At 40.1% G+C, this 25,778-nt stretch carries 21 protein-coding genes and 1 other RNA gene; 1 reads left to right on the top strand and 21 read right to left on the bottom strand.

Annotated elements, in window-relative coordinates; all coding sequences use genetic code 11:
* Positions 1 to 23: 23 nt before the first annotated feature.
* The 16 genes from HWQ44_RS14450 to HWQ44_RS14375 form a co-directional block, all read right to left on the bottom strand.
* Positions 24 to 827, bottom strand: a complete 804-nt coding sequence (locus HWQ44_RS14450; protein ID WP_292719627.1) for a hypothetical protein — start codon at positions 825 to 827, stop codon at positions 24 to 26.
* Positions 828 to 912: 85 nt separating this feature from the next.
* Positions 913 to 1,833 (bottom strand): glycosyltransferase, encoded by a 921-nt coding sequence (locus HWQ44_RS14445; RefSeq protein WP_292719625.1) that lies wholly within the window; start codon positions 1,831 to 1,833, stop codon positions 913 to 915.
* Between the two features lie 100 nt (positions 1,834 to 1,933).
* Positions 1,934 to 2,134, bottom strand: a complete 201-nt coding sequence (locus HWQ44_RS14440; RefSeq protein ID WP_292719623.1) for a hypothetical protein — start codon at positions 2,132 to 2,134, stop codon at positions 1,934 to 1,936.
* A gap of 63 nt (positions 2,135 to 2,197) precedes the next feature.
* Positions 2,198 to 4,504, bottom strand: a complete 2,307-nt coding sequence (locus HWQ44_RS14435; RefSeq protein ID WP_292719622.1) for a glycosyltransferase — start codon at positions 4,502 to 4,504, stop codon at positions 2,198 to 2,200.
* Between the two features lie 577 nt (positions 4,505 to 5,081).
* Positions 5,082 to 6,074, bottom strand: a complete 993-nt coding sequence (locus tag HWQ44_RS14430) for a hypothetical protein (protein WP_292719620.1) — start codon at positions 6,072 to 6,074, stop codon at positions 5,082 to 5,084.
* Between the two features lie 23 nt (positions 6,075 to 6,097).
* Positions 6,098 to 9,124 (bottom strand): N,N-dimethylformamidase beta subunit family domain-containing protein, encoded by a 3,027-nt coding sequence (locus tag HWQ44_RS14425; protein ID WP_292719618.1) that lies wholly within the window; start codon positions 9,122 to 9,124, stop codon positions 6,098 to 6,100.
* Positions 9,125 to 9,346: 222 nt separating this feature from the next.
* Positions 9,347 to 10,573, bottom strand: coding sequence for a DegT/DnrJ/EryC1/StrS aminotransferase family protein (locus tag HWQ44_RS14420; RefSeq protein WP_292719616.1), 1,227 nt, complete (start codon positions 10,571 to 10,573; stop codon positions 9,347 to 9,349).
* A complete protein-coding gene (locus tag HWQ44_RS14415; RefSeq protein ID WP_292719614.1) occupies positions 10,566 to 11,540 on the bottom strand; it encodes an NAD-dependent epimerase/dehydratase family protein in 975 nt (324 codons plus the stop codon). Before HWQ44_RS14415 ends, HWQ44_RS14420 begins: the two co-directional genes overlap by 8 nt.
* Positions 11,530 to 12,237: an acyltransferase gene (locus HWQ44_RS14410; protein ID WP_292719612.1), complete on the bottom strand. Its 708-nt coding sequence runs from the start codon at positions 12,235 to 12,237 to the stop codon at positions 11,530 to 11,532. The genes HWQ44_RS14415 and HWQ44_RS14410 overlap by 11 nt, the downstream gene beginning before the upstream one ends.
* A gap of 12 nt (positions 12,238 to 12,249) precedes the next feature.
* A complete protein-coding gene (locus tag HWQ44_RS14405; RefSeq protein ID WP_292719610.1) occupies positions 12,250 to 13,344 on the bottom strand; it encodes a DegT/DnrJ/EryC1/StrS aminotransferase family protein in 1,095 nt (364 codons plus the stop codon).
* Positions 13,341 to 14,378, bottom strand: coding sequence for a Gfo/Idh/MocA family oxidoreductase (locus HWQ44_RS14400; RefSeq protein WP_292719608.1), 1,038 nt, complete (start codon positions 14,376 to 14,378; stop codon positions 13,341 to 13,343). Before HWQ44_RS14400 ends, HWQ44_RS14405 begins: the two co-directional genes overlap by 4 nt.
* A 160-nt stretch (positions 14,379 to 14,538) precedes the next feature.
* On the bottom strand, positions 14,539 to 15,045 hold the full coding sequence (locus HWQ44_RS14395) for an acyltransferase (protein ID WP_292719606.1): 507 nt from the start codon (positions 15,043 to 15,045) through the stop codon (positions 14,539 to 14,541).
* Positions 15,046 to 15,064: 19 nt separating this feature from the next.
* Positions 15,065 to 16,342 (bottom strand): polysaccharide ABC transporter ATP-binding protein, encoded by a 1,278-nt coding sequence (locus HWQ44_RS14390; RefSeq protein ID WP_292719605.1) that lies wholly within the window; start codon positions 16,340 to 16,342, stop codon positions 15,065 to 15,067.
* A gap of 15 nt (positions 16,343 to 16,357) precedes the next feature.
* Positions 16,358 to 17,203 (bottom strand): ABC transporter permease, encoded by an 846-nt coding sequence (locus HWQ44_RS14385; RefSeq protein WP_292719603.1) that lies wholly within the window; start codon positions 17,201 to 17,203, stop codon positions 16,358 to 16,360.
* Positions 17,204 to 17,233: 30 nt separating this feature from the next.
* On the bottom strand, positions 17,234 to 17,662 hold the full coding sequence (locus HWQ44_RS14380) for a hypothetical protein (protein ID WP_292719601.1): 429 nt from the start codon (positions 17,660 to 17,662) through the stop codon (positions 17,234 to 17,236).
* 855 nt (positions 17,663 to 18,517) lie between these two features.
* The gene (locus HWQ44_RS14375) at positions 18,518 to 19,867 is read right to left on the bottom strand and encodes a glycosyltransferase family 4 protein (RefSeq protein WP_292719599.1); all 1,350 of its coding nucleotides are present in this window, start codon (positions 19,865 to 19,867) and stop codon (positions 18,518 to 18,520) included.
* Between the two features lie 1,491 nt (positions 19,868 to 21,358).
* On the opposite strand from HWQ44_RS14375, the gene HWQ44_RS14370 reads away from it, so the two are divergent.
* The gene (locus tag HWQ44_RS14370; protein ID WP_292719682.1) at positions 21,359 to 23,524 is read left to right on the top strand and encodes a polysaccharide biosynthesis tyrosine autokinase; all 2,166 of its coding nucleotides are present in this window, start codon (positions 21,359 to 21,361) and stop codon (positions 23,522 to 23,524) included.
* 174 nt (positions 23,525 to 23,698) lie between these two features.
* On the opposite strand, the gene queF is transcribed toward HWQ44_RS14370, so the two are convergent.
* The 5 genes from queF to HWQ44_RS14345 form a co-directional block, all read right to left on the bottom strand.
* On the bottom strand, positions 23,699 to 24,112 hold the full coding sequence (gene queF, locus HWQ44_RS14365; RefSeq protein WP_292719597.1) for a preQ(1) synthase: 414 nt from the start codon (positions 24,110 to 24,112) through the stop codon (positions 23,699 to 23,701).
* A 65-nt stretch (positions 24,113 to 24,177) separates the two neighbouring features.
* The gene (locus HWQ44_RS14360) at positions 24,178 to 24,579 is read right to left on the bottom strand and encodes a hypothetical protein (protein WP_292719595.1); all 402 of its coding nucleotides are present in this window, start codon (positions 24,577 to 24,579) and stop codon (positions 24,178 to 24,180) included.
* 156 nt (positions 24,580 to 24,735) lie between these two features.
* On the bottom strand, positions 24,736 to 25,122 hold the full coding sequence (locus HWQ44_RS14355; RefSeq protein ID WP_292719593.1) for a phasin family protein: 387 nt from the start codon (positions 25,120 to 25,122) through the stop codon (positions 24,736 to 24,738).
* A gap of 25 nt (positions 25,123 to 25,147) precedes the next feature.
* An RNA gene (gene ffs, locus HWQ44_RS14350) (signal recognition particle sRNA small type) lies at positions 25,148 to 25,244 on the bottom strand.
* Positions 25,245 to 25,281: 37 nt separating this feature from the next.
* Positions 25,282 to 25,548: a YciI family protein gene (locus HWQ44_RS14345; RefSeq protein WP_292719591.1), complete on the bottom strand. Its 267-nt coding sequence runs from the start codon at positions 25,546 to 25,548 to the stop codon at positions 25,282 to 25,284.
* Between the last annotated feature and the right edge of the window lie 230 nt (positions 25,549 to 25,778).

Here is a 25,778-nt window from a genome sequence, read left to right as displayed (position 1 = left end):
AAATAAATTGAACAAATTTATAATTATTTTATTGCTTCAATATAAAAACTTTCTGCTTGGCGATGCTCTGGTTCTATATTTTCAATATTCGGTAAAGAGCTATCATGAAGTTGACGTTCTTCTACTTTTAGAAAACCCGCAGTTTTTAATAAAAAAATAGCACTTTCTGCATCATAAAACCATTTATGACCATTTTCATTATCGTAAGCTTTACTAATAAATTTATCTCCATAAGTGTTCAAATCTTCATAGCAGCAAGCCATCCGAATTGCAGTACTATTATAAAAACCGGAATCACGAGCGATATAAGCTTTGGCATAAACCAACAAATCTGGGCAGCTAATTCGTAATACACCTCCTGGTACTAAAACTCGATGACAATCTTTCAAGACTTTTAACCCCTCTTCACGAGTGAAATGTTCCAGAATATGACTCATATTAATCCCTAACAAAGAATCAGAATCTAATGGCAAGCCTTTAAGAATGTTGTAATGTAGACTGATAACAGGAAAGGTTAGTTTGCGTACTTGCTGTTCTATAATTCCTTGCACTTCATCATAATGCAGAGACACTGTAGTGTATTGGGTTGTCGGAATTCCATAGAGTTCAACAGGAGAAAGTTGAATATTCAAGTAGTCTTCTGTTGAACGATATCCACCTAGATTTAAATATTTTATCTGAGTTTTTTGCAGAGCACTTCGTAGCAGCCATTTGGGGCTAAATAAGCTAAAAAATAAAATGAGAAAAAAGTTGAGTATTTTATATATATAATATTTGCTAAATAATGGAATATTTTTATCTCTACTTTCTTTAATTGTTGCTTTCATATTTCTCCAAAATTTTTATCTAGCGTGTTGAATACTTAGTAATTTCATTGAGTAATGAGCGAATTAAATATCTGTTTTCATATAATCAATTAATACTAGTTATTTCATAAATTTCTTTAATAGCTAGAGTTTCACCTTTCCTTGAAGCATGATAAAAGCGGCGGTCTTTATTATTCATTCGCCAGCTAGCATAATATTGTAATAACTTTTTTCGCCAAGAAATTCTGCTTGGCATTTGGCCTCGGAAATACTTCAACATAATTACTGAGTAATTTACCCCTTCCATTAACCTTAATAGATAATCTTCTTGAAGACGAAAGCCTGGAATTAAATGAGTCACCTTTAAAGATGTAAATTGTCCTATACCTAAGCCAATATCACATGCTGTCAACGCCAAATCAATATCTCCACCGGAGATAAGTAGTTTACCCTTGCGATCCATCTTTGCTCGTTCAGGTTGATGGCACAATAAATTGGCATACTTTTCAGCAACTATTTTACGTACACACAGACCAGCTCCATAGGGAACAATTTCATATTGATGCGATAAATTTGACCATCGATCTCGATCAAATTCCTGAATAGCTAACAGTGGCCAATAAGGCTTTGTCCATTCTGGAGGTGGTTCTTCAAAGTATGGTATGATTTGTCCTCCCCATGCTCCCAGAATTGGCCAGTCTTTTCTAATCTGCAATGCCTTTTCCAAAAAATCTATGTCTAAGATATTATCGTCATCTACAAAGACTAAAGTTTCACCTATTGCTTCCTTAATACCTTGTAGTCGAGCATGAGTTAAACCTAATTGTTCTTCTCGAATGTGGCGAGCTTGGGGATGCCAATTTAAGTCAATTTTTGAGGATAGAAGCTCATCACTGGCATTATCAATAAGTAAAAGCTCCCATTGTTTTAAAGGTAACGTTTGAGCCTGTAATGCTTTTAGAACTTTATCTAAATAGTCACATTGAGGATTATGAGTGCAAATGATAAGACTTAAATATGGTTCCATTGTGGATTTAACTTTAAATTAACTTAACTTAAGGAGTTAGCAAACGATTTTTGAGATAACTATGAGAATATCATCTTATAAAAAAGCTTAATACCTAACTTTAATCGACTTGAGGATTTTCTTCAAACCCACGTTGGAGTTTGCAATAAAAGCCATCTCTAATGCAATCATCACTGTGAATCAATTTCTTGCCCTTGTGGAATGAAACAGCCCTAGCTAGGCTTAAAGGGTACAGCCGCCACGCAATCGCTGCTCCTCCAGCACCACTAATATCAGATTGATTGATGTACAGTAAATTCATGAATTTTTACCATTTATGTAAAACTTTTATCTTGAATTAGTAACTTTGATTAAAAGTATTGCATTACATATGCAGACTTATTCTTTCAATTAAAGCTTGCCCATGATTATTACTTTTTTGAAAAATGGCATATCCATTTCGGTGAGAAGGATTATGAGAAACTAAGGTATAATTCTCATTTGCTAGTACTCTGTGGTAATTTTTGTAATTTTCAAAGGTATTTATATCTTTTAGGATAATAAATTCTGCGCCCAACAATTCTTCTAACTTAATACCAATCTGGGATTGATAACTGTTAATTAGTACCAAATCAAAGATATCAATCTTATTTTCTTTCTTTATTTTTTTAAGATTATTGTTGATTTCATTAGATATAGACGATATTTCATTACATTTAATATAACCATCGTCATAATAGTGCTTTGTAGTGGATAAAACGCTTATGCAAAATAGGGTTGGTCTATTAATATTTTCACGGATACCTGCTAATAAGGCTTCAGTTTCTGCTTCTCCATTAGATGCTCCAATCAATAAAGCTGACTTAACATTATCACTTGTTGCTATTATTCTAATAGCTAAGAAAAATTCATCATATTTTATTTTTGATAATTTATAAGGAAGAAACTCACCAAAAATACTTTCTAAATAGTGTAAGCATTGAGCAGCTATTGGTTTTATTTTAGATTGTATCCATTTTTTGGTGTTTAATTTAGGATATTGTAAATAATATTTAGTAAATCTAGTTTTTTGATTATTAAGATTATTATTAACATTTTGTATTTTAAATTTATTTTTTGAACTAGACAAAGTTTTTAGTTTTTTTTCTAAAACAAACTGCTGACAGGAGGCGAGCATAATACACAGATGATTAATCCAATCATCTAAACTTTGGTCAGGTAATTGGTGAACGCTAGAGCGATACTTAGACTTATCTAAATCCGGTAATGTATCGTTATTTTCTCTATCGTTAAGTAAATGAATAGCCCAACGAGTACGATTTAGAATGGGATGAAAAAGGCATGGAAATTGGTGAGCAGTTTTAATAGCATCATTTAATTTTCCATGACAAAGTAAAGAAATAATAAAATAAGCCCACTCTACTGGATCGGGATCTGAGGCTTGGTACTCTTCAAGAATATATTTAATGGGTTGAGTAATCCAATAGAGCGCTGTCTCTGAATCCCCTTTATAAAGGTTACATATTGCTAATCGCAGTTTTGGCTCAGGCATCCAATTAATATAATTGACGCATTTTAGATATGAACCCTCTGCTTCTTCGTATTTACAAGCCGACATTTTTTCATCTCCTTGGCGTAGAAGATTTATAATTAATCCATTGCCGATGATATGTGAATTATTAATTCCAGATAATTGTTCTACAATACTAAGTGGCTTAAAAGGATCTGTTTGAATAATTTTTTGATTCGGTTTAAGGTTTTTATAAAGATTAAACCATTGAAAAATCTGATCTCGTTGTTTTAAAGTGTGTCTAGAATGAACAAGATCATACCCAGCGTTAATAATCATCTCTAGTTCTTCTGGGTTTTGAAACAAATAGTCAATCTTATCTAATACGTCATTCTCATCAGCAAATATGCAATTTTGCATATCTATAAATCCGCTGGCTTCAATAGACGCAGTTTTTTCTGTAATCAGACAAGATTTGCAAGCTGGGATCTCAAAGTGTTTGCGAACAATCTCTTTCTCTATTGTTCCACATGTTGGTACAAAATAAGAAGCATTGATTGTACGAGCGTACTGTTCACCATACAACATCCGTCGTGTAAACCTCTGATCGTATCCTAAGTGAGGGCAAACTAGTGAAGGATAATATTGAGAAACAGTTTTGTAGATTTGTCGCCGCCAAGGATACAGGTTATGTGTGTATCCACTAAATAGTACGGGGATAATTTTAGATTCTCCATAATCTCGATATGTCTCGATATCTATAAAATTTGGCCAAACAAATAAGTTGTCAGCAATTTCTGGTGTGTGTTCAGCTGTAGTAGTGCAAATAGTAAAGAATGTTTCTATACCCCAATTTTCCATATCAGAGATAAAGCCAGCACGGGCTTCGCACCAAGAGTCTCCATTATGAAATCCTAGTTTAGGTATTTCGGAGTAAGCATTAGTATTTTTAATTTCAAGTCGTTGACAACCTCTATAGTTAACACCACTTTCAAAAAGTGTTAAGTCTGGTTGGTATTTTTCACATATTTCCTGGTAGTCGCAATTCTCATGAATAACAATTATTTCAAAGAACTCTGATAGGCAATTAATGTGCTGTTGTCTGTGCAAAAGCACAAACTTAGATAGACTTTTATTTTCCCATTGAAAAAATATAAGCCTTGGCTTAATAACTTTATCCATAAATTTATTTGCTAGCCTAATTGTGGAAAATACTTACGATATCAAATGACCAAATAATTATTAATTCATAATTTAATGACAGAGCATGTTGATTTATTAATGGAGAAATAAAAATGCTTTGCATCGAGATTTTAACCCCATGCATTTCTTTAGTGGGTTACTATGATGAATTATGTTGACAAAGCTTTTTTAATTTATTAACTACATGAACTATCGCTCATTCATATGGTTAAACAGCGGTAAAATAATGGCAAACTCCTGGGCTTGTTCACTTACAGTTAAGCGATCGCACACATTAAAAGTATCAATGGTTAACATATTCCCTGAGCAGTTTCATCTGTTCAACAAGAAAAAGCAATTCCCAAAGCGATCGCAATTCATATTTTCTCTGCACTGAACCCCTAATTCTAGGAGATGTGCTGCTACTTACTTTGGAAATTGGCATTCATGCTCCCTTGTTTATGAATCAGTTGGCTATATCTCTTCTTACAATATTTATGGTTCTACATCTCACCTATTTTCTCACATGAGCATGGAAAATTTTCAGCAGAAAGGTATTCCATGCCTCGTTGTGGTACTAGAGAGAGAACACAAACTTTTCAGATGCAAAGTTCTTCACTACTTCCATCTTGCCAGTTTTCACGTCTACTGTATACAGGACATTATTTTTTCTACTACTGTCAGCAGCGAGTGCGTACAATTGGCCAGAAGAAGAGAAGCCCAAGTCTTTAACATCGTTGATGACAGGGCGTCCCTCAATAGTCAGCCTGGTCAGTCTTTTAATTTTGACCTTGCCAGTAAGTATAGCTTTATCCTGCAAGTTAATCGAGATTAAAATGGGGATACCTTCTGAGCTGATCTCAGTTGCGAAAATATTTCCTTTGGGATCTTGGCATAGGTTAGCGAATCGATGCTTATCCGGCAGTGGAGGTAAGTCCAGATCATTTTTAGAAAGAATTTTACCAGTTTTGAAATCGAGCGTTGTCAAAGTAAAAGGCGGAACGCCCCCAGTTCCTACTATACACAGAAGCTGATTATTAGGAAGACCTAGCAAACTTTCAACAGTTTGATTAGAACTCTTGAAGTCTAGTACTTTTTTTGCTCTGAATTGACGGTTAGCAGGACTTCCAACAGAATAAATAAGATGGTTGAAGTAACCATTTCTTGTGTTGGAGGTTGTAGAGATTACAAGAGTCTTATCTCCAAGTACTATCGCTTTCGTAACCCGGTCAGAGTCAGGTAGAAATAAGGCCCGAGGTTTTTTTGGTACAGGCAATAGATTCTCAACGGACAGAACTGGCAGATTAACTTTAGAAAGAAGCTTCGGATCTAGCAGATTAGCAGAGATAACTTTTCCTATCGGCACATTAGCAGTATTCAGCTCCACTGGCGGAGTTTGGTCTTCTCTGTTTCGAGTATTGGATGTACTAAGGACGTTTACTCCATAAAGAATCTCTTTGCTTGACTCGCTGTTCTGAGCAAATGCCTTACTAGAGATGTCGGCAATAACAGTGGAAGTCAAACTGGCAGCTACTAACTTGCCAAATTGTCGACGTTGCAGTGGTGTCATTCTTGTACTCCTTGTAGGATATTTTAAGGAACAATGAGGTTTGCGTTTGGTGCTTGGGGTTTAGCTCCCATATCTGCTAAGATGTTGACAGTTATTTGCTTGACACGAATATCTTCGCGACCTGGGCTGATACCGTCGCTATCTAATCCCCACGCCCACTGAATTGTGCCGGAGGCAAAGACTTTAGCCCCACTACTAGCCGTGTAGCGGGCTGAGTAGGATTTGGTAAAATCTTGGTTGGCAGGGAGGGCTTCTTCTCCAGGCGGTTCGTCAAAGTTTGGCAATAAGCTAGAGGGTTCGACTGGTGACTGAGACAAGGTAACCAGTCCGGCAGGAGAAGACCCATTATTAACCACAAAATCCCATTCATAGCCCACTAATAAAGTCAGCTGATCCCCATTCTGAAGTCCCGTGTTCGCATAGTAAGGATCGTTGCTGTTGGTGACGACAAAATTAGCACCGCCGTAGACATTGCTGTAGTCACTACCGTACATGACTCCTAACAAGGCGTTTTCCGGCCGCTGGTTCTGGACGCTGCGGAATTTATTGGTGGCTGCTGATGGGCCTTGCTGCTGGGCGACTGAATCCAATGACCAATCTTGTTTGTAGCAGGCCATCACCCGGTTGGGCTTTACTTGCCCAGCAGCGAGGGTAGAATTTTCAAATCTCACTCGCCAATAAGCAGTATTGGCAGAGAAAAATCCCAAATTAATTCCGGTATTGCGGGCAGTATCGACATGATCGCGTATTTCTTTAGACCAATACTCATCGTGGCCTACAGACAGAAATACTTTATGATTGAGCAATTTTTGTCCATCAGTATGAACTTGCATACTATCGGTGTAGGTAATATCGTAACCTTGAGATTCCAGCCAGCGCAACATGTTGTATTCCCATTGCAGAGGTGTGTCAGGCTGGTTGGACTGTTGATCGGTTGCTTGGGAAAACGGCGCGTCGTAGGAAACTTTAAAAGCCCGTTGGCCACCAACGCTGTACATACTGTATAAACTTTGACCCCCTGTTGAGCTATAGGCCAGTACAGTAGAAACGGCACTTTGGAATAGGATATCGGCAGTACTACTATCATCACGGACGACAAACCACACATGCGCTACTTTGCCACTTGCTTGGTCAGTCAGCTTCGCAACGTAAATACCACTAGTCCAGTTATTGTTTACCTGCAATATGTAGGAAGTTGTCCAGTTACACTCTAACAGTCCGGTATCGGAGTCTTTGGTACAGGCAGGTTGGGTCGTGCCATTGAGCGGGCCGCTGGTTGCTATCAATCTTCCTCCTGTGCCACCGTAGTGACCCAAGCGGTAGACATCGATAGTATATTGTCCAGCTTGTCCAAGAGAAACCTTAATGTCCAGAGAGCCGCCTTTATTGACACTGGTAGCCGAGGCATAACCGGCGATCTCGCCACTACCCCGGTTGTTAAGCTTCCAGTTAGTCGTGCCAGGATTTAGGTTTTCCAGATAGATAGAATTAGGGTTCGCCGGAGTTGCTGAAGCCGAGAAGGTTATACTGCCGATACCTGCTACCGTCGCTGTTACTACTACCCCTCCAGGGGCCGTGGGTACTGATCCCAGTGTCAAGGTCGTACTTGCTTGACCGCTAGCATTAGTTACTACATTAGCGGGCGAGACTGATCCGCCGCCATTGGTAACGGCAAAGTTCACCGTTACCCCTGACTGAGGATTGTTTTGAGCGTTTAAAACTTGCACGACTAGGGAGTTGGGCAGAGCTGCGCCCGTCGCGCCAATCTGATTGTCTCCACTGACTTTAATTAAAGTACTGCCAACGACAAAGGCGATGTCGCGATAATAATTACTATTCCGGTAAGAACTAGTTGGAAAAGAATTCGGACTCGAATTGTACACCCCATTGTTGCCATCTGCTACCGAGCTAAGATCGCCATTGACTATGGAACTGGCCAGTTCATCATAAGTAGCTACGTAATAGGCGTTTGCGTTGACAGAGACCACATAAGTCGTATTAGATTGAATGTTAAGTGGCGTTTCTAGAAGCTGCTCTTGCCAGCCAGAAGCTGTCTCATTAGTAAAAGTGATGCTTGCCAAGAGCGTTCCCGTTGCTGTCCATATCTTGCCAATATGAGATCCTGTCTCGCTAGCAGCTTTCCAGAAGCGAATAGCAGTAATCTGGCCTCCTTTAGCGCTGCGAAATTTCGTACCTAATTCATAGGAAGCGTTATCAGTGGCATTTGGAATGCTCGGCACTTGAGTTGTCAAGATATTTTGGCTGTTCCCCGATGGGTTGGCACTAGCTGAGAAAGTAACACTACCGACTCCGTTTGCTGTGGCACTTACAGTATTAGTTACAGGACTTGTCGCTCCAGGGTTAGCTCCGAGCATTAAGGTGGTACTAGCCTGTCCATTGACATCGGTTACGACACTCGTAGGTGAGACTGATCCCCCGCCACTAGTAACAGCAAAGTTCACTGTTACCCCTGATTGAGGATTGCCAGCACCATTTTTGACCTGAACAACAAAGGGGGTGGGCAAGGAAGTTCCGGCTGCACCAGTCTGATTGTCGCCGCTGATCTTTGTAATCGTCGGCAGGGAAACAGCTACAAAGTCGATGTCACGAAAATAGTTAGTATTCCGGTAAGAACCTGTTGGAAAGGCTCCAGGAGTCCCATTAAACACCCCATTGTTATCGTCTGCCACTGAGCTAAGATCCCCATTGACAATGGGGCTGCCCAGTTGATCATAAGTAGCGACGTAATAGGTGTTTACGTTGACAGAAACTACATAAGTCGTATTAGCTTGAATGTTAAGTGGTGTGCCCAGAGCCTGATTCTGCCAGCTAGAAGCTGTTTCGTTAGTAAAAGTGACGCTTGCCAAGAGCGTTCCTGTTGCCGTCCATATCTTGCCAATATGAGTTCCTGTTTCGCTAGGGGCTTTCCAGAAGCGAATGGCAGAAATCTGTCCCCCTGTAGCACTGTGGAATTTCATCCCTAATTCATAGGGAACATTATCAGTGTAGTTTGAAATGCTTGGGACTTGATTGGTAAAGAGGATAGTCATAGCTATTTCCTATAAAATTTAATTACTATCGATGATAAAAACGTTGCCACGAGAAGTTTTCATACCAATTTGAAAAAAGAATGTCACAGATAGGTAGAGGCACAACAATCTTCTCGACGAAGAATTAGTGTGTCACAGCAAAAATTATTCAAATTGGTATCAGTTTGTCGTGCAAATCAGAGGCACTACTGGAAGCAATTTCCTTGAAAGGAATTTTTTTCTTTAAATCTGACAAGCCATTTTCAAAACTTTCACCACATAATCCTGTTCCTGTTGGGTTATTTGATGGAACAGGGGTAGTAAGACAGTATGATCTTGTGCTTGCTCACTCTCCCAAAGGCGATCGCACTTTCCAACTTCACACTCACAAGCTTTTGGCTCAACTCCACATAACCAAGCTTCACTTTGATAAGCACCTTCACGGTGAGCGCACATGATGCCGCGTCGCGTGGAAATACCAGCATCTAGCATTTCCTGCATGACTTGTACCTGGTCGTATTTCTCTGTTAGCCGGACACAAAAACTCTGCCAGTTACTCTTTGCCCAATTTGGTTCAGTTGGTAACTTTAATCCCGGTACATCTGCTAGCTTTTCCTGATATTGCTGTGCCAAATAACGTCGGCGTTCCACAATCTCTGGAAGACGTTTGAGTTGTTCTCGCCCGACTGCTGCTTGAATATCAGTCATGCGATAGTTGTAACCCAGCATCGGGTACGATTCAAATATTACCTGTTTTGCACCGTGGCGTACAGTATCGGGGACACTCATTCCATGTTGCCGCCAGAGGCGAAACTGTTTGTCCCATTCCAGATTATTGGTGGTGAGCATCCCACCATCACCTGTGGTGACGACTTTGCGGGGGTGAAAAGAAAAGCAAGCGATATCTCCATGCGGCTTGCCAATTTTTTCCCAGTTTCCATCCCAGAGAATTTCACTACCGATCGCACAAGCGGCATCTTCAATAACTGGCAAATTGTAACGGTGGGCAATATCCAAGATGGCTTTAATATCGCAAGGCATCCCGATCTGGTGGACGATCAGAATGGCACGGATGCGATCGCCTATGCCACGCTGTAAGCGATCGCTAATCACATCCTCAATTAACATCGGATTGATGTTGTATGTCTGTGGTTCAATATCCACAAACACTGGGATTGCACCGCAGTAGCGAATACTGTTGGCAGTAGCAATATAAGAATGGCTGACGGTAATCACTTCATCCCCAGGTTGCACACCTACAGCTAACAGCGCTAGATGCAGTGCTGTAGTGCAATTAGAGACAGCGCAAGCATAGTTTGCTCCTACGTAAGTTGCAAACTCTTGCTCAAAGGCGGCGACTTCTGGCCCTTGTGTTACCCACCCAGACATGATCGCACGGCTAGCTGCTTCAGCCTCAGCTTCACCCATCCAGGGTTTAGCGATCGGGATAGACTGCATTTTATCAGACATTGCTTGCTTCCTTTGCCAATTTCTCTTTGCGCCACCAACTCACTAGCCGATGCAATCCTTCTTCTAGAGAAATCTGCGTCTCAAAACCCAGCAATTGTCTGGCTTTACTCACATCTGCCAGTCGGCGGGCTACAGGGTTGACTTTGCGTTCTGGGCCATATTCTGGCTGTAAATCTGACCCCATCACCTCAACCAAACTATAGGCTAGGTCGTTCAGGCTGCTTTCCACATTACTGGCGATATTAAATACGTCATCCGTAACATCGGCTTTGGCAGCTAAAATATTTGCTCTGGCAATATCTTCGATATACACAAAGTCCATTGTCTGTTTGCCATCACCAAAGATCAGTGGTGGCTTACCTATAGCAATACGCTCCATCCAGCGAATAAGTACTTCAGTGTATACACCGTAAATGTCCATGCGCGGGCCGTAGACGTTAAAGTAGCGTAATGCTACATAGTCCAGCCCATACATATCATAAAAGCTGCGTAATAACCCTTCATTAAAGACTTTAGCTGCACCGTAGATAGTACGGTTGTTATAGGGGTGATGAGATTCAGTGGTGGGAAACTCCTCAGCCATGCCGTAGATTGAGGCTGATGAAGCAGCAACTACCTTTTTTACCCCAGCTTTCACTGCTGCTTCCAAAACGTTGAAAGTGCCATCAGCCAAAACTTCTAATGCCAAACGCGGTTCTTCGGCACATTGGGTAATACGGATTGCTGCTTGATGAAAGACTATATCCACGCCTTGCATAACTTCACCCAAGAGTTTTTGATCCCGGATGTCGCCTTCTACAATTACCAAAGGGCCATGTTCTTTTGCCCAAGCAAGGTTTTTCAGTTGTCCACGGGTGAAGTTATCTAGAACAATAATCTCTGAGACTTCTTCATTGACTAACAAATCGGCAATATGGGAACCAACTAAACCTGCACCACCTGTGATTAAAATTCGCTTATTTTGCATATTCTTTACTCTCCAATGGTTCATATCCTTCCCGCCAGCGTAAAAACTTAGCAGGGACACCAGCGACGATCGCAAATGGTGGTACATCCTTGGTGACAACTGCGCCAGCACCAACAATGCTGCCTTGGCCAATTGTTACCCCAGGCAAGATCACCGCATTCATGCCAATATCGGCTCCTGTTCCCACTTTTACCGATTTAATTTCTAGGTCTGTTTGGATGATGGGAACATCAATTGGCAATCCACTATGAGTTGAACCCAGTACTTTTGCACCTGGCCCCCATCCTACATAATCTTCAATAATCAAATCACGGGCATCAAAGTAACTCTGTGGGCCAATCCAAACGTGGTTACCAATAATGCAAGTACCATCGAACCTTCCTTGAATATAGCTTTGTGAACCAATAAATACTTGGTTCCCGATCTCAAAGGTTTCGAGATGCTTAAAACCTACACCATTACCAATCCGAATGTTATGTCCAAATCTACGTGCTACTGCACGCCAAATAACTCGCCGCATCAGCCCATCAAAGTCTCCATCACCTGTAGCAAAGCGTGCGTATAATTCGATTAATGGTTTTTGTTCATATTGAGTATTTAAATATTCTGCTAGTTGAATTTCAAAGTCAGGGTCTAGCTTTTCTGCTTGTAAGCCGTGGACAGCTTTGACTATCTTAGTCTTACCTGGATCAGACATTGAATTCCTTAGTTATGTTAAGCTAATTACCGCCTTGGCAACCTGAGTCTGTGACTCTGTGCCTAGTTCTGCATACATAGGCAGGGATAACACTTCCCTAGATGCTGCTTCTGAGTGAGGAAAATCTCCAGATTTATAACCCAAGTCAGCATAAGCTGGTTGGAGATGAACAGGAATTGGGTAATGAATACCTGTCTGTATTTCCTGTTCTTGCAGACTTTGTTGTAGGGCATCTCGCTCTGGCGATCGCACGGCGTAGACATGGTAAACATGACGGCTGTAAGGCATCACAGCAGGTATGCTGACACCAGAGCTTGCCAAAAGTTGGTCATACTGGGCTGCGTATGTTCTTCTGCCTTCTGTCCACGCTTCGATGTAGCGTAACTTTACCCGTAAAATCGCTCCCTGGATGCCATCCATCCGATAGTTGTAACCTTTCAGGACATGGTGGTATCTGCGTTCTTGACCCCAGTCGCGCAGCATTCCCATAGTCTGGGCATATTCAGGATTATTGGTTACCGCCATGCCTCCTTCACCGTAAGCACCTAAATTTTTACCAGGGTAAAAGCTAAAACAACCAATATCACCGATACTACCTACTCGTTGCCCTTTATACTCAGCCCCGTGAGCTTGGGCGGCATCTTCTATAACAACCAAACCATGACGACGAGCAATGTCCAAAATTGGCTCCATGTCTGCTGGTTGACCGTACAAATGCACGGGTAGAATCGCTTTGGTACGCTCAGTTATGGCTTTTTCAATTTGGGTGATATCTATTGTGTAGGAAACAGGATCGATATCTACGAAGACTGGTGTAGCTCCGGTGTAGCAAATAGCTGCTGTGGTCGCCACGAAGGTGAAAGGTACGGTAATCACTTCGTCACCAGCACCGATGCCAGCTGCTAGTAATGCTAGATGCAGGGCGCTAGTACCTGTATTGACAGCAATGCCATAATCTGCGTTGCAGTAATCTGCAAACTCCTTTTCAAAAGCTTTGACTTCATTCCCCAAGACAAATTGCGTACTTTCAAGGACTTTCAAGACAGCAGTATCAATTTCGTTTTTAATGCTCAAATACTGAGTTTTTAGGTCTACAAATGGAATCACGCTGCTACCTCTGCCACATTCAGTTCAATTAATCGGCCTTGCTTCTTGAGAGACTGGGTTGCGGCTTCAAGAATTCTGACTACCCGCAGTCCTGCTTCTCCATCAGTAAGTGGGCGATCGCCTTGTTCAATACAACGAATGAAGTGCAATCCTTCTGTCTTCAACGCTTCTGTTATATCTAACTTGGGTGACCACATATCCCCTGTGCGATAACCAATCATCATTTGATACATGCTTTCGGAGTTGCCATTAACTGTAATACCCTTGTCGTAAATCTTGACTTTCTCACTTGGTTCTAAGTCATCGTAAACAATCATCCGTTGACTACCACCAATCAATGTGCGACGGACTTTTACTGGTGCTAACCAATTGACATTAATGTGAGCAATGAGATTCTTTTCAAAGAATAAGGTCAAGTAGGCGATATTTTCTGGTTCTCCAGGAACATGGCTAATGCCTGTAGCCGAGACAGCATAAGGCTGAGATGGTAATAGGTAGCTCATGATTGAGAGGTCGTGGACTGCCAAATCCCAGATGACATTCACATCATGCTGAAAAAGTCCTAGGTTGACGCGTACAGAATCATAGTAGTAAATATCACCCAAGGAATTAGTGGCGATCAAATCGTGCATCTTGCGGACAGCACCCGTATACACAAAGGTATGATCGACCATTAACACTAGGTTGCGTTTTTCTGCCTCTTCAATCAGCCGCATTGCTTGCTCGGAGGTAGTTGTCATTGGCTTTTCTACCAACACGTGTTTACCAGCTTGCAATGCAGCTAAAGCTAATTCAAAGTGAGTTGAAACTGGTGTGGCGATCGCTACAGCATCAATCTTAGGATCTATAAATATGTCTCGACAATCTTTTGTAACTTGGATAGCAGGATACCGAGCTTGCACCTTTGCCAATAGTTCTGGGTTAAAATCACTGACTGTTCTAACCTGAACTCCTGGCATCTCTACAAAATTTCTTACCAGATTCGGGCCCCAATAACCATAGCCAATTACACCGATATTAATGATGTTTCCCATTGCTTTTAACTAATCAGAATTTATTTTTTATGTATTATCAACCACTCCCACTAAAAGGTGGCAATAGTTTCTGGGTGAATTGCAAATTAATTGCTTTTTTGTTTAAAAAATCTTTATCTTTGCAAGGCTTCAGTTTTTAACAAACACAGAAGTAAGGCTCTCACAAACTGTTAGCGGATATTTCTAAATTCTGGCGATCGCGCACATCCCCTATTACACGAGCGGGGACTCCAACTACAATTGCATAATCAGGAACATCATGAGTTACTGCTGCGCCAGAACCGATGATAGCTTTTTCACCAATAGTTACTCCTGGTAGGATGGTAGCATTACTACCAATAGATGCACAGCGCTTCACTAAAGTCTTGATTGTATACCAGTCATCTTCTGTTTTTAAACTGCCATCTTCATTGGTTGCACGAGGATAAAGGTCATTAGTAAACATGACTCCATGACCAATAAACACTTCATCTTCTAGGACAACGCCTTCACATAAGAAACTGTGGGATGAAATTTTACACCGATTTCCGATTGTGACATCTTTCTGCACCTCTACAAATGTACCAATTTTCGTATCATCACCAATAACGCAACCGTAGAGGTTCACTAAATGGGGATGAAAAATCTTCACGTTTTTACCTAATTTGACATCATCATTTACAGCCATTACTTAATCTGCCTTAAAATTAATGCTTTTCCACAGTTTCCCAAATAGCATCTTCTAAATAAGTACACTCATCAGCTTGCCAAGGGTAATCTACACGCTCAAAATTGTGCATACTGACTTCAAACTGACAAATCTCGCTGAGATTTTCTAGTAGGGTTTCGCTACGCCGCTCAGAAAGCCATGTTGTTAAGGTATATGAACCCATATAAAGTCGCAATTTGGGTATTTCACATCGGAAAATATGAGTGCCTCGCTTATGGCGAAAAGGCGCATCTGAGAAAAACCAAAAAATACTAATAGACTGTTGCAGGGCAGTGACTATTTGAAACGAAAAAGACAGACTTTCATGGGGTTTCTCTATGTGTAAGGCAAACTCAAACGTAATCGGTTTTCCCCAACAGTGAATTCCTTGTTCTTCAGAGGTATGTGCCCTTACCCAAGCTACGTGATTGCCAGTTTTGTTGATAGGAGCTTGGTAATAAGCTGGTAATACAGACTCATCTTTCTGTCCAGCCAGATATAATTGGACTGCTTTGCCAGTATGACCATCAAACTGAATGTTACCTTTAGAAAGCAATATGCAACGTTTGGTGAGTTGATTAATAGCTTGCATACTATGACTGACAAATAAAACTGTTCGTCCCTCTTTGGTTGCTACATCACCCATTTTCCCCAAGCACTTCTTCTGAAATGCCGAATCACCTACAGCCAGAACTTCATCAACAATTAAAATTTCTGGCTCTAAATGGGCTGCAACGGAAAAAGCAAGGCGGACGTACATTCCCGATGAATAGCGCTTGACTGGGGTATCTAAAAACTTCTCAACCTCAGCAAAGGCTATTATTTCATCAAATTTCTTTTTAATTTCAACTTTACTCATCCCCAAAACGGAACCGTTGAGATAAATGTTCTCCCGTCCCGTAAGTTCTGGGTGAAATCCTGTGCCTACTTCTAATAAGCTTGCTACCCGCCCTTTAATGGCAATACGTCCTGTTGTCGGTTCGGTAATCCGGCTCAGAACTTTTAAAAGGGTAGATTTCCCGGCACCATTGCGTCCAATAACACCAATAGCTTCACCTTGTTGAATATCAAAAGAAACATCTTTTAATGCCCAAAATTCTTCCTGGGTTGGGTTGGGCATTTTTTTGCCCCCAGGTTTGATAAATGCCTTGGCAAAAGATGTAGCACCATCAGCAATTACATCCCGCAGTGCTTTGTAGCTACTTCTTTGCTCTTGCTGGTGAGAGATAATATATTTTTTGCTTAAATTCTCTACACTGATCATATTCTCAGACATCTGCACAGTTCCTTGCTAAATTACATCAGCAAATGTCCGTTCCATTCTACGGAAGTACCAAATGCCACTTACCAGTAACAAGGTAACTAGTCCTAGAGATAGTGTGAATCCAGTCCAGTAAAGTTTGGACTCTCCTCCTAAAATTGCCCAGCGAAAGCCATCAATCACGCCCACCATCGGATTCAAATAGTAGAGCAAACGCCATTGCTCTGGTACAATGCTGCTACTAAAACCGACGGGTGAGACATATAGGCCAAACTGCACAATAAACGGCACAATATACCTGAAGTCTCGATATTCCACATTCAAAGCTGCAAACCACAGCCCTACTCCTAGTGAAGCAGCAAAGGCAATGCCAATAAACAACGGTAATGATAATATCCGCCAAGTAGGAACAAAGTTGTACCAGGCCATCAGCCCTAAAAGAATCATTGCAGAAACGAGAAAGTCCACAAAGCTGACAATCACTGAGCTAGCAGGCACAATCAAGCGCGGAAAGTAGACTTTAGAAATCAAGTTGGCATTACTAATTAGGCTGTTGCTACACTCACTTAGGGCATTGGAAAAAAATTGCCAGGGTAATAAGGCAGAAAATACCAGTATTGGATACGGTGCTGATCCCTCCGAAGGTAATTTTGCCAAACTTCCGAAGATGACGCTAAACACGATCATCGTCAAAAATGGTCGAATCAGTGCCCAGAGCATACCAATCACTGTTTGTTTGTAGCGTACTAGAATGTCACGCCAAGCTAGAAAATAAAATAGCTCTCGATAGCGCCACAGGTCTTTCCAATACTGCTGCTCACTACGTCCTGCTTCAATTATCAACTCTGGCTTTGAGGCAATTCCTTTACTACTCATAATGTTGATTAAATACCCTGCTTTTAAGCATTAATTGACAAACTGAAAATCTTTGATGTCATGATACTTAAGCACTTTTGCTTGTCTGCGAGTAAATTCTCCAACAGAAGGGTTTCCCTGAGGATCGATCACTCCTGCTACCTGCCGCCAAAGCTCTTGTGGTGCTATGGAAATTTCATAGGTGCGCTCATCCGATTTGCGGATGTAATACCACTGTGTTTGCTGGCAATGATCACACCAAAAAGCCTCTAACCATTCTCCTTCTAAAGGAACTGCGGTTTGGCTAGCGACCAGCATCAATGCACTCCGCCGACTCATACCCCGTTTCTGCAACTGCCCTGGTTGATCGGCAAACAGTTGATATTTCTGACTCCTGCTATCTAGATAGGAGCCATGAACTGGACAGTAGACAGCCCGTCGCTTTGAACGTTTCCGATTTCGGTCACACCTTCTCTGCAATTTGACCTCCCACTTCAGTAAATAGACAGCAAAATTAGGAAGGTTACATTGGGGGAACTGAGATCAAAAAGACCATCGAAGCCCATCCCCTAAAGTTAAGAAATAGATATTATTTAATGACAGTCCACTGATTAACAACTCTTATCAAGATTGCTTTTCTTGATAATAAAAGGTTGAAAATTTTTGTCATTCAAAAATCTTGAATGAATAAAATTTAAACCAGCGGTCATTAACCTTTGTCAATCTGTGTTAAAACATAACATATTTTGGCATGTTTCTATTATCTTAATTTAAATCAACACAATACTAAAGCAAATCTATTCCCAAGAGATTTTAAGTGATTTCAAACATGCATGATAATATTTTAGGCTTACAAGCAAGTTTTAATTCGTTGTCAGTCTAACTGCCAGATATTTATATGGGACTCTTATTAGAATTGGTTAGAATTTTAATTTTTCATGAAATATAGCCTTTCAAAACTAAAGTTTTCCTAGAAAAATAATAGTGACAGTATTTGCTAGAATCAAACACAAAATTTAGATTATAAAATGGAAGTTTTTATGGTTGAGCATAAGTTATTTTTTTGTCTATTGGTCTTGTATTTTGAAGATTGACAAAGTACTACTAAACTCAAAAAAATGATGGCAAATTCTGGCTATATCTACCTCACTTTTTCTAGATTAAGGTCTGATTGCAAAAGGCTGTAAGCTGCTTTACATTCTAGAGGAATGAGCAACTAAAATAACCTGAAAAGATAATTAGTGATTCTGACTTTTATGAGTCTATTTTCAACAAAGATGAGACTAAAAGTATTTGGAACCTATCATCAATCTATACTCACAAGTTATCAAACAACTATTTTCTATGGCTTTTAGACATAGCTATCACACCATCAGCGAATATTGCTTGCTGTAAAACATCAAGGTATTGTTGAGAGATAATTTTAGGTGTGAAGTGCGATCGCAAATACTGGCGACCTGCTATGCCCATCTGCTCTCCTACTTGTGGATCTCGATTGAGAAAGCGAATAAATTGCGCTAGACCTTGACCGTCACCATTATCAAATGTCCCACCACAGTTGGCTTCAGCCATCAGTTCCCTGAGATATGAAGTCTCGGAGCAAATTACTGCTATTGGTCGCCCAGAGGCTAAAGCTGAGTAAAGTTTGCTGGGAACAACTAAACCCTCTGTTGTTGCATCTACACTCACTAGTGATAGATCGCAAGCTGTTAAGGAATAAGGCAGCACTTGCTGATCTTGATAAGGTAGAAACGTAAAATTTTTCAGCCCTAACCGATCTACTTCTATGATTAATTCATCGCGTTTGGCACCACCACCAATACAGACAAACTGAATTGGCTCATCTTGTAGTTGCTTTGCAGCTTCCAACATGGTGTCTATGTCATGGCAGCGACCCATATTGCCAGAATAGAGAACGGTGAATTTGTTAACTAAGTTATGCTTCCAAGCAAACCAGTTTTCTTGCTTGGCAATCGGCACGATCGCTTCTGGGTTAGCCCAACTATGAATTACAGAAATTTTGTCAGCGACTTCGGGACAATGCGCTACTACCTTTTGTTTCATCGCCGGGCTAAGTACTATAATTGCCTTGGCTTTTAACCAAACCTGTCTGTTGATCAAACGCCACAAGCGCACTAGCCAGTTACGCTTTGGAATTACACCTAATGCGATCGCAATATCAGGGTATAAGTCATATAATATACAGACATAGGGCAATCGGAACAAAATATAAGCCAGATATCCAATCACTGGCAAAAATGGGGGAGCTGTAGTTAGTAACAATACATTGTTACGACGCCAAGCTTTGAGCAGATAAAGTGTAGCCCGTAAGGTATACAGGACGCCATTAACTGCTTTACCACGAATTCTTCCTGGCCAAAGTTGGGCTGTGCGCGATCGCTGAATTCGGATTTGGTCAGCCCATTCAACTGCTGGGGCTGTATGAGAGCTAAAGGCATATCCTGGCTGACTTGTAAATACTTCAATATCCACCCCTTGCAGTCCTAACTGCTTCACTAGTTCTTCAATTAACTGCCCTGTAGCGGCATAATCTGGGGGGAAAAATTGGGTGATTACAGACAATTTAATTGATTGTTCAGTTTTTACAGAAGGTTGATTCTTTGCATTGAACTGAGTAGAAATGGATTGTAAAAAATTGGGATTAATCCATTTATTAAGTCTCATCGGCTATATCCTAGTCTGGAAGGGAAAAGTTTTATTTAAATAGGTCACTGAAATAAATCAAGTCATTAATTTTGATTAGCAAAGCTTGAAAATCTTTTGGCAGAATTTGTCAGGCTTACATATACACATATTAGTTAGTTTATAACTAGTAAGGATTAGTAAGGCTAGTTAACAGTATATTTGCTCTTTTTCGCTTGTACCACATTTTTATACATAACATTGGATATGCGAACATCAATATGATACAGATACGTATAACCAGCAACAAAGTAGTTAATAGTGGTTTTAGTATCTTTCTGTTTAAGCCCTTTTATAAGTTACTAAAGTGTCTACTTCAACATCTCAAGAGATATTTAACACTAGTAGCCTCTATATCCCAAGAGATATTTAACAATAGTAGTCTCTATTTTTCAGCAACGAAAACTGGAAAGTTGAGAACGATTGCTGTTGTTTCCATTTGAGTATGATTATATTTTCTTTTTATCAATATTTTCTTTTTATCATCACATACAACTTTATAACTGTAGGTTTTACTTTCTGTCTTTTGACAGATTGCTATATTAGATTTTTACAATACCATGTATAAATCTAAAATAAAATCCTTCATTAAAAATTTATATTATTAAGATATATCTAAGTAAAATCTTTATCAAATAAACGTTTTATCGGCTATCAAGTTGCTCGACAACGATCTAAGCAGGCATAAATATTTGTCGTTGGGATTAAGACAGGAAACAACGATGCTGGAGGTGAAGCACTGCCATCTTCTCACTTAGCACTAGCCCTGCCTTTGGGAGAAGGAGAATCAGCGATCGTTGCGCGAAAGTCGATAGCGCAGGGTTAGCACCACAGCATCTGGGGGTTTATCCCATTAGCAACTGCGCCAAGCTGAAGACAGAAAGGAAAAGAGTTTTGAGAAATTTATCAAACTTTACATAGTTAAGTTTAATTGTGCCAACCTACTTATAGTATTCCGACTTAGTTTTTGAGAAAACACTGAGATTTAGTTTAGCTTTATATGTATAATTTCTATCAATTTCTATCAATTTCACTAATTAAGCATTGGTTGTGTTTCCAATGGTTCCAAATATAAATCGTTTTGATGAGAGAATAATCAAATGCTATTAAGTTGTCAAAATGGTCGTTTTTTGAAGTACAAAATTCTAAAATTTATTATTGAAGAAGGCCGGAGGACGTTTGGCGAGCGCTCACTCAAGGCACAGGAGGCAAAAAGAATAATGTTCTCAGTAATAAGTGGCTTTCTGATCCAATAATACTTAATGCTTTTTACGTATTATTAAATACTACCAATAGACACTAACTAGAAACCTGTATTAAAGAACAAATACGGAAATTTAATCATAAGTCTATAAAATATATATCCTACCTAATTCAGGCTAAATTATTGCTTATATAAAATTACCTCACTGAAGCTTTTAAAACCTTTTATACTTAATCTTGTCCAGTGTATTACCGAATATTAAGCACATGATGGAGAATTCTTCTTCCCAATCCTCCAGTTCCGATCACAGTAATAATTCTGTGCCTGCATTTCCTCAAAATCAACTTGTTCCGTGGGCTGAGGAACAGGGAGACAACAGGAGCTTTCAAGAATTTCTAAGTATTTTACAGCGACGAGCGCTAGTCATGACAGGTGTAACGATTGCTGTGATGACAATTGTAGTTATTAATTTAGTGCTAAACCGGAAGCCCCCAGAATATGAAGGCACTTTTCAACTACTAGTAGAACCTGTAAATAATGACACCAAAGTTGTGGATGTTGTCAAAGACCTTAACTCGCAGGAGTCTAGTCTAGATTATGAAAGCCAAATTCAGGTTCTTAAAAGTCCTGAACTGATGAGAAGCACACTTAAACAGTTGCAAGCTTCCTATCCAGAAATCAGCTATTATTCTCTTCTCGAATCTCTGAAGATTACTCGGTTAGGTGAGACAAAGATAATACAAGTACGCTATCAAAGTAACAATCCAAAGCAGACTCAAGTTGTATTAGAGCGAATTGCTGAGAATTATTTAGACTACAGCCAAGTCAGGAGGCAAACCAAGTTACGTCAAGGGCTTCAGTTCATTGAAAAACAACTACCATTTACACAAAATCGGGTAGACAAACTCCAAAAAGAGTTGCAACTTTTTCGACAAAAGTACAATTTTAACGAACCGGAAACCCAAGCAACGCAAATTGCTTCACAAACCGTTGAATTATCTCAGAAAAGACAAGAAATTGATCTAGAGTTAGCCCAAGCTCGTGCTAACTTATCTATCCTCAAGGGAAAAAATGGAGCGACGACAACACTTAATAGTGCCCCTTTATATCAACAGTTGATTACTCAAATACGCGAATTTGATGTTCAGATTGCTACAGAATCAACCCGTTTGCAGGACAATAACCCAAGTATTCAAACATTGAGAGAGAAACGAGCTAGTCTTTTACCTTTGTTACGTCAAGAAGCACAGCGTTTATTGGGTGTGAAGTTTGCAGAAGTAGCGACGCAACTTCAAACGTTAGAAGTACAAAGTCAAGAACTTACCAAAATAGAACAGAAACTTGCACAAAGACGCAACCAATTGCCAGTTTTAACACGACAGTATACTGAATTACAGCGGAAATTACAATTTGCAAATGAGAGTTTAAATCGCTTTCTATCAAACCGCGAAAATCTTCAAATTCAAATCTCCCAAACAGAGCTAGGTTGGCAATTACTTCAAGCTCCAACTACACCCGATATTCCTATTTCTTCTTTGAATATCCAACGCAATTTGATCTTGGGATTAATTGCAAGCATCCTTTCAGGAATTGGTATTGTTTTACTGATAGAAAAGCTAGATAATACCTACCATACTGTTGATGAACTAAAAACAAAGCTAAAGCAGCCATTGTTAGGGAATATTCCTTTTGAAAAACAATTTCAAACTAAGCAAAACCGCACCTTGAATCAAAAAAATCCCTTAGTAAATATACCAAATTATTTTTCTCAGGAAATTGCTGAATTGGGTGTTTTACCAGATCAAGAGTATGGTGACTCTTCTACTAATTTTTCAGAAGCCCTACGGGTACTTTATACCAACATTCAATTACTCAGTTCCGATCGCCCGATTCGCTCCATAGTTATTAGTTCAGCTATGGCTGGTGATGGAAAGTCTACGGTTGCCCTCCATCTAGCTCAAATAGCTACAGCAATGGGGCAACGAGTCCTACTTGTAGATGCTGATCTTCGTAAACCGACAATTCACGATTTATCAGATTTAAATAATCTATGGGGATTGAGTAATTTAATTTCTACAAATTTGCCTGTGGGAGAAGTAATACGAAAACTACCTTCTATAAGCCAATTATCTATAATTACTGCTGGGCCAATACCACCCGATCCGACAAAGTTGCTCTCATCTCAAAAAATGAAGCAACTGATGGCAGATTTTCATAACAGTTTTGACTTAGTGATTTATGATGTCCCTCCCTTGGTAGGATTAGCCGATGCTAGTCTGATAGCACCACACACTGATGGGCTTTTAATAGTAGTCAGGATTCATAAAACAAATTCTTCAATCCTAAAAGGAGCTTTAGATAACCTGAAAATTTCTCGGTTGAATATATTAGGCATAGTTGGTAATGCTCACAAAAATACGATCGATAGTTATTGAAGTTTCGACTAGTCAAGAGGGCGAAACTCGAAATCTTTACAGTTATTGATGTACATCAAATCTATTCGTCCTTTTTAGAATTCGTTGGTTTTAGTCATATCGTTTTTCTGATGCAAAGTGTAGCCGCAGGCTTTAGCCTGTCAGCTATTGGTGCAAAATAAAATGTGAGTTTTCCTACTTTTGATGCCGGACTTCAACCACAGTATGCACATTACCACGAGGCGTAAAATCTGCTTTCACAATGACTTCCAACGGATCACAAGCAGCTACAAAATCATCCAAAATTTGGTTTGCAGACTCTTCGTGGGAAATGTAGCGATCGCGATAACTATTAATATAAAGTTTGAGTGCCTTCAATTCCACTACTCGCTCATCAGGCACATAGGTAACATAAATTGTGGCAAAGTCAGGATAGCCAGAAAACGGACATTTACAAGTAAATTCCGGTAAAGTAATGTTAATGTCATATCGCCTCCCTACACGCGGATTCGGAAAAGTAATTAGTTTACCTTCCGCAATGTCGCGTTCGCCATACATCATTTCTTGATTTGCCTGAGATCCACTTTCAGGTAATTTATTAGTTGTCATTGGTTATTTTACTTGTCTTTACGTCCTTTTAGTAATTTTGTAGCTTGTTAACTCCCTACTCCCCCTCAATACTCTTCCTTCCCCCAATCTGGACAATTCTCATCTTCACAACCGTGGGGATGCATAGCACAAACTAACAAATTACCGCCATAAACCTGACCATGGTAGTGACTACAACCAATGCAAGCAGGATTTTTTTCGGCTGTGGGTTCAACTGAATAAGGAAAACCTGGATCTACTTCTGCTACAATGTCTTCCAGCTCCCAGTAAGCTTCCAACATCGGTTCAGCCAAATCCTGTAAATACTGATCGACTTCAGTCACAATGTTACTGTGTACTTGCTCAGTGACTTCTTCCGTTAGCTCAAAAAAGGCGTCTACCACTTCACTCATTCCCAGGAAGAAACGCTCTACTTCATCAGCCACTGTTTCGACTATTTCTACTAAATCTTTTTGCCACTGTTCCATAAACTTGACACCTTTGCAGGCTATAAACAGGACGCTTTGTGTTATCTGGCTTGAAGCACTAAAGTACACACTAGGCAATGTATCTTATCAAGTTTCTATGCGAAGTGTCATGTCAATATGCCACTTATTACTGATGTTTCGATCAAAAAATGCTTTTTATTGATCGCGTTGCAATCGTTTCAGCTCGTCTTGCAGGTCTAACACTTCTTGGCGTAATTTATCTACATTCTCATCAGTTGATGCCTCTTTCACCGTTGGTTCTTCATCTTCCTCTAAAATCTCAATGCGGCGAGGTTCAGAAGGGGGTGTTTTCTCAGAGGTTTCACCAGGTGCTTGGACTTGTTGGGCTTGCTTCATCATATCTTCAACGAAGCGGCGGGCTTCTTCTGTGTTCATTTCGCCCTTGGCAACCATTTCATCTGCCAGTTTTTGGACTTGCGATCGCACTTGGGCTAATTTTCCCCCTGCTTTCTCACCTGCGTAAGAAGCTAATCCAACACCGAGGTAAAAAGCTTTTTGAACAATATCTCCAAAACCAGGCATTGTTGCTGAACGCTCCTAAAAATAGGGCGACCCGGAGACTACGCCTATTACAAGCCTCCCGTGTTGCTGCTACCTTCCGGTTCTGACAAGATTTGGGTGTTGCAATCGCATAGATCCAGGCCTTCTAAAAGCATAACATTAAAATTTAGTAAGTGTGTGTTATTCCATAACAATTCGCCATTCGTAAAGTTGATAGTTGACACAGCCATGTTGCACCAATGGGTCATCAGCTACAATTGCTTCTGCCTCAGCCTTTGAGGCTGCCTCAAACAGCAACATTCCGCCTCTTTGCTCCACCCAATAGCCTGTTCGTGCTTTGTGTCCTTTAGCAATCAAGTCCTGAATGTAGGCTTTGTGGGCAGGTACATATTGGTCAAAGGTAGCTTTATCGACTTTGCCTTCTTCAATCTTGACAAACCAGGGCATAAGCTTTTTAACTCCAGTTGCAACAGATATCCTGCTTTAGTTTTTACTATTTTTAAGGAGAAAATGAGTAGCAATTTAATCAAAAATCTGGGCACTCTGCCTCGACAAGGATGGCTTTGTACCCAGAAACAGCAATCAGACTACAGATTAATCACTAGAGGTTAGAGGTTGAATATACAGCGCTTCCTGCTGTTAAGAGGTACACTTAGTAAGAATAAGAATATTATCTT

The organism is Nostoc sp. JL34, from assembly GCF_017114945.1.
GTDB lineage: Bacteria > Cyanobacteriota > Cyanobacteriia > Cyanobacteriales > Nostocaceae > Nostoc.
This window is presented reverse-complemented; position numbering and strand designations above follow the sequence as displayed.

What these genes read in the sequence shown, in the direction of transcription:
- HWQ44_RS14395 (WP_292719606.1), bottom strand. Translation starts at nt 15,045, where the DNA reads ATGGCTGTAAATGATGATGTCAAATTAGGTAAAAACGTGAAGATTTTT.
- HWQ44_RS14400 (WP_292719608.1), bottom strand. Translation starts at nt 14,378, where the DNA reads ATGGGAAACATCATTAATATCGGTGTAATTGGCTATGGTTATTGGGGC.
- HWQ44_RS14375 (WP_292719599.1), bottom strand. Translation starts at nt 19,867, where the DNA reads ATGAGACTTAATAAATGGATTAATCCCAATTTTTTACAATCCATTTCT.
- HWQ44_RS14370 (WP_292719682.1), top strand. Translation starts at nt 21,359, where the DNA reads ATGGAGAATTCTTCTTCCCAATCCTCCAGTTCCGATCACAGTAATAAT.
- HWQ44_RS14410 (WP_292719612.1), bottom strand. Translation starts at nt 12,237, where the DNA reads ATGTCTGATCCAGGTAAGACTAAGATAGTCAAAGCTGTCCACGGCTTA.
- HWQ44_RS14435 (WP_292719622.1), bottom strand. Translation starts at nt 4,504, where the DNA reads ATGGATAAAGTTATTAAGCCAAGGCTTATATTTTTTCAATGGGAAAAT.
- HWQ44_RS14440 (WP_292719623.1), bottom strand. Translation starts at nt 2,134, where the DNA reads ATGAATTTACTGTACATCAATCAATCTGATATTAGTGGTGCTGGAGGA.
- HWQ44_RS14445 (WP_292719625.1), bottom strand. Translation starts at nt 1,833, where the DNA reads ATGGAACCATATTTAAGTCTTATCATTTGCACTCATAATCCTCAATGT.
- HWQ44_RS14450 (WP_292719627.1), bottom strand. Translation starts at nt 827, where the DNA reads ATGAAAGCAACAATTAAAGAAAGTAGAGATAAAAATATTCCATTATTT.
- HWQ44_RS14425 (WP_292719618.1), bottom strand. Translation starts at nt 9,124, where the DNA reads ATGACTATCCTCTTTACCAATCAAGTCCCAAGCATTTCAAACTACACT.
- HWQ44_RS14420 (WP_292719616.1), bottom strand. Translation starts at nt 10,573, where the DNA reads ATGTCTGATAAAATGCAGTCTATCCCGATCGCTAAACCCTGGATGGGT.
- queF (WP_292719597.1), bottom strand. Translation starts at nt 24,112, where the DNA reads ATGACAACTAATAAATTACCTGAAAGTGGATCTCAGGCAAATCAAGAA.
- HWQ44_RS14390 (WP_292719605.1), bottom strand. Translation starts at nt 16,342, where the DNA reads ATGTCTGAGAATATGATCAGTGTAGAGAATTTAAGCAAAAAATATATT.
- HWQ44_RS14415 (WP_292719614.1), bottom strand. Translation starts at nt 11,540, where the DNA reads ATGCAAAATAAGCGAATTTTAATCACAGGTGGTGCAGGTTTAGTTGGT.
- HWQ44_RS14345 (WP_292719591.1), bottom strand. Translation starts at nt 25,548, where the DNA reads ATGCCCTGGTTTGTCAAGATTGAAGAAGGCAAAGTCGATAAAGCTACC.
- HWQ44_RS14355 (WP_292719593.1), bottom strand. Translation starts at nt 25,122, where the DNA reads ATGCCTGGTTTTGGAGATATTGTTCAAAAAGCTTTTTACCTCGGTGTT.
- HWQ44_RS14360 (WP_292719595.1), bottom strand. Translation starts at nt 24,579, where the DNA reads ATGGAACAGTGGCAAAAAGATTTAGTAGAAATAGTCGAAACAGTGGCT.
- HWQ44_RS14385 (WP_292719603.1), bottom strand. Translation starts at nt 17,203, where the DNA reads ATGAGTAGTAAAGGAATTGCCTCAAAGCCAGAGTTGATAATTGAAGCA.
- HWQ44_RS14430 (WP_292719620.1), bottom strand. Translation starts at nt 6,074, where the DNA reads ATGACACCACTGCAACGTCGACAATTTGGCAAGTTAGTAGCTGCCAGT.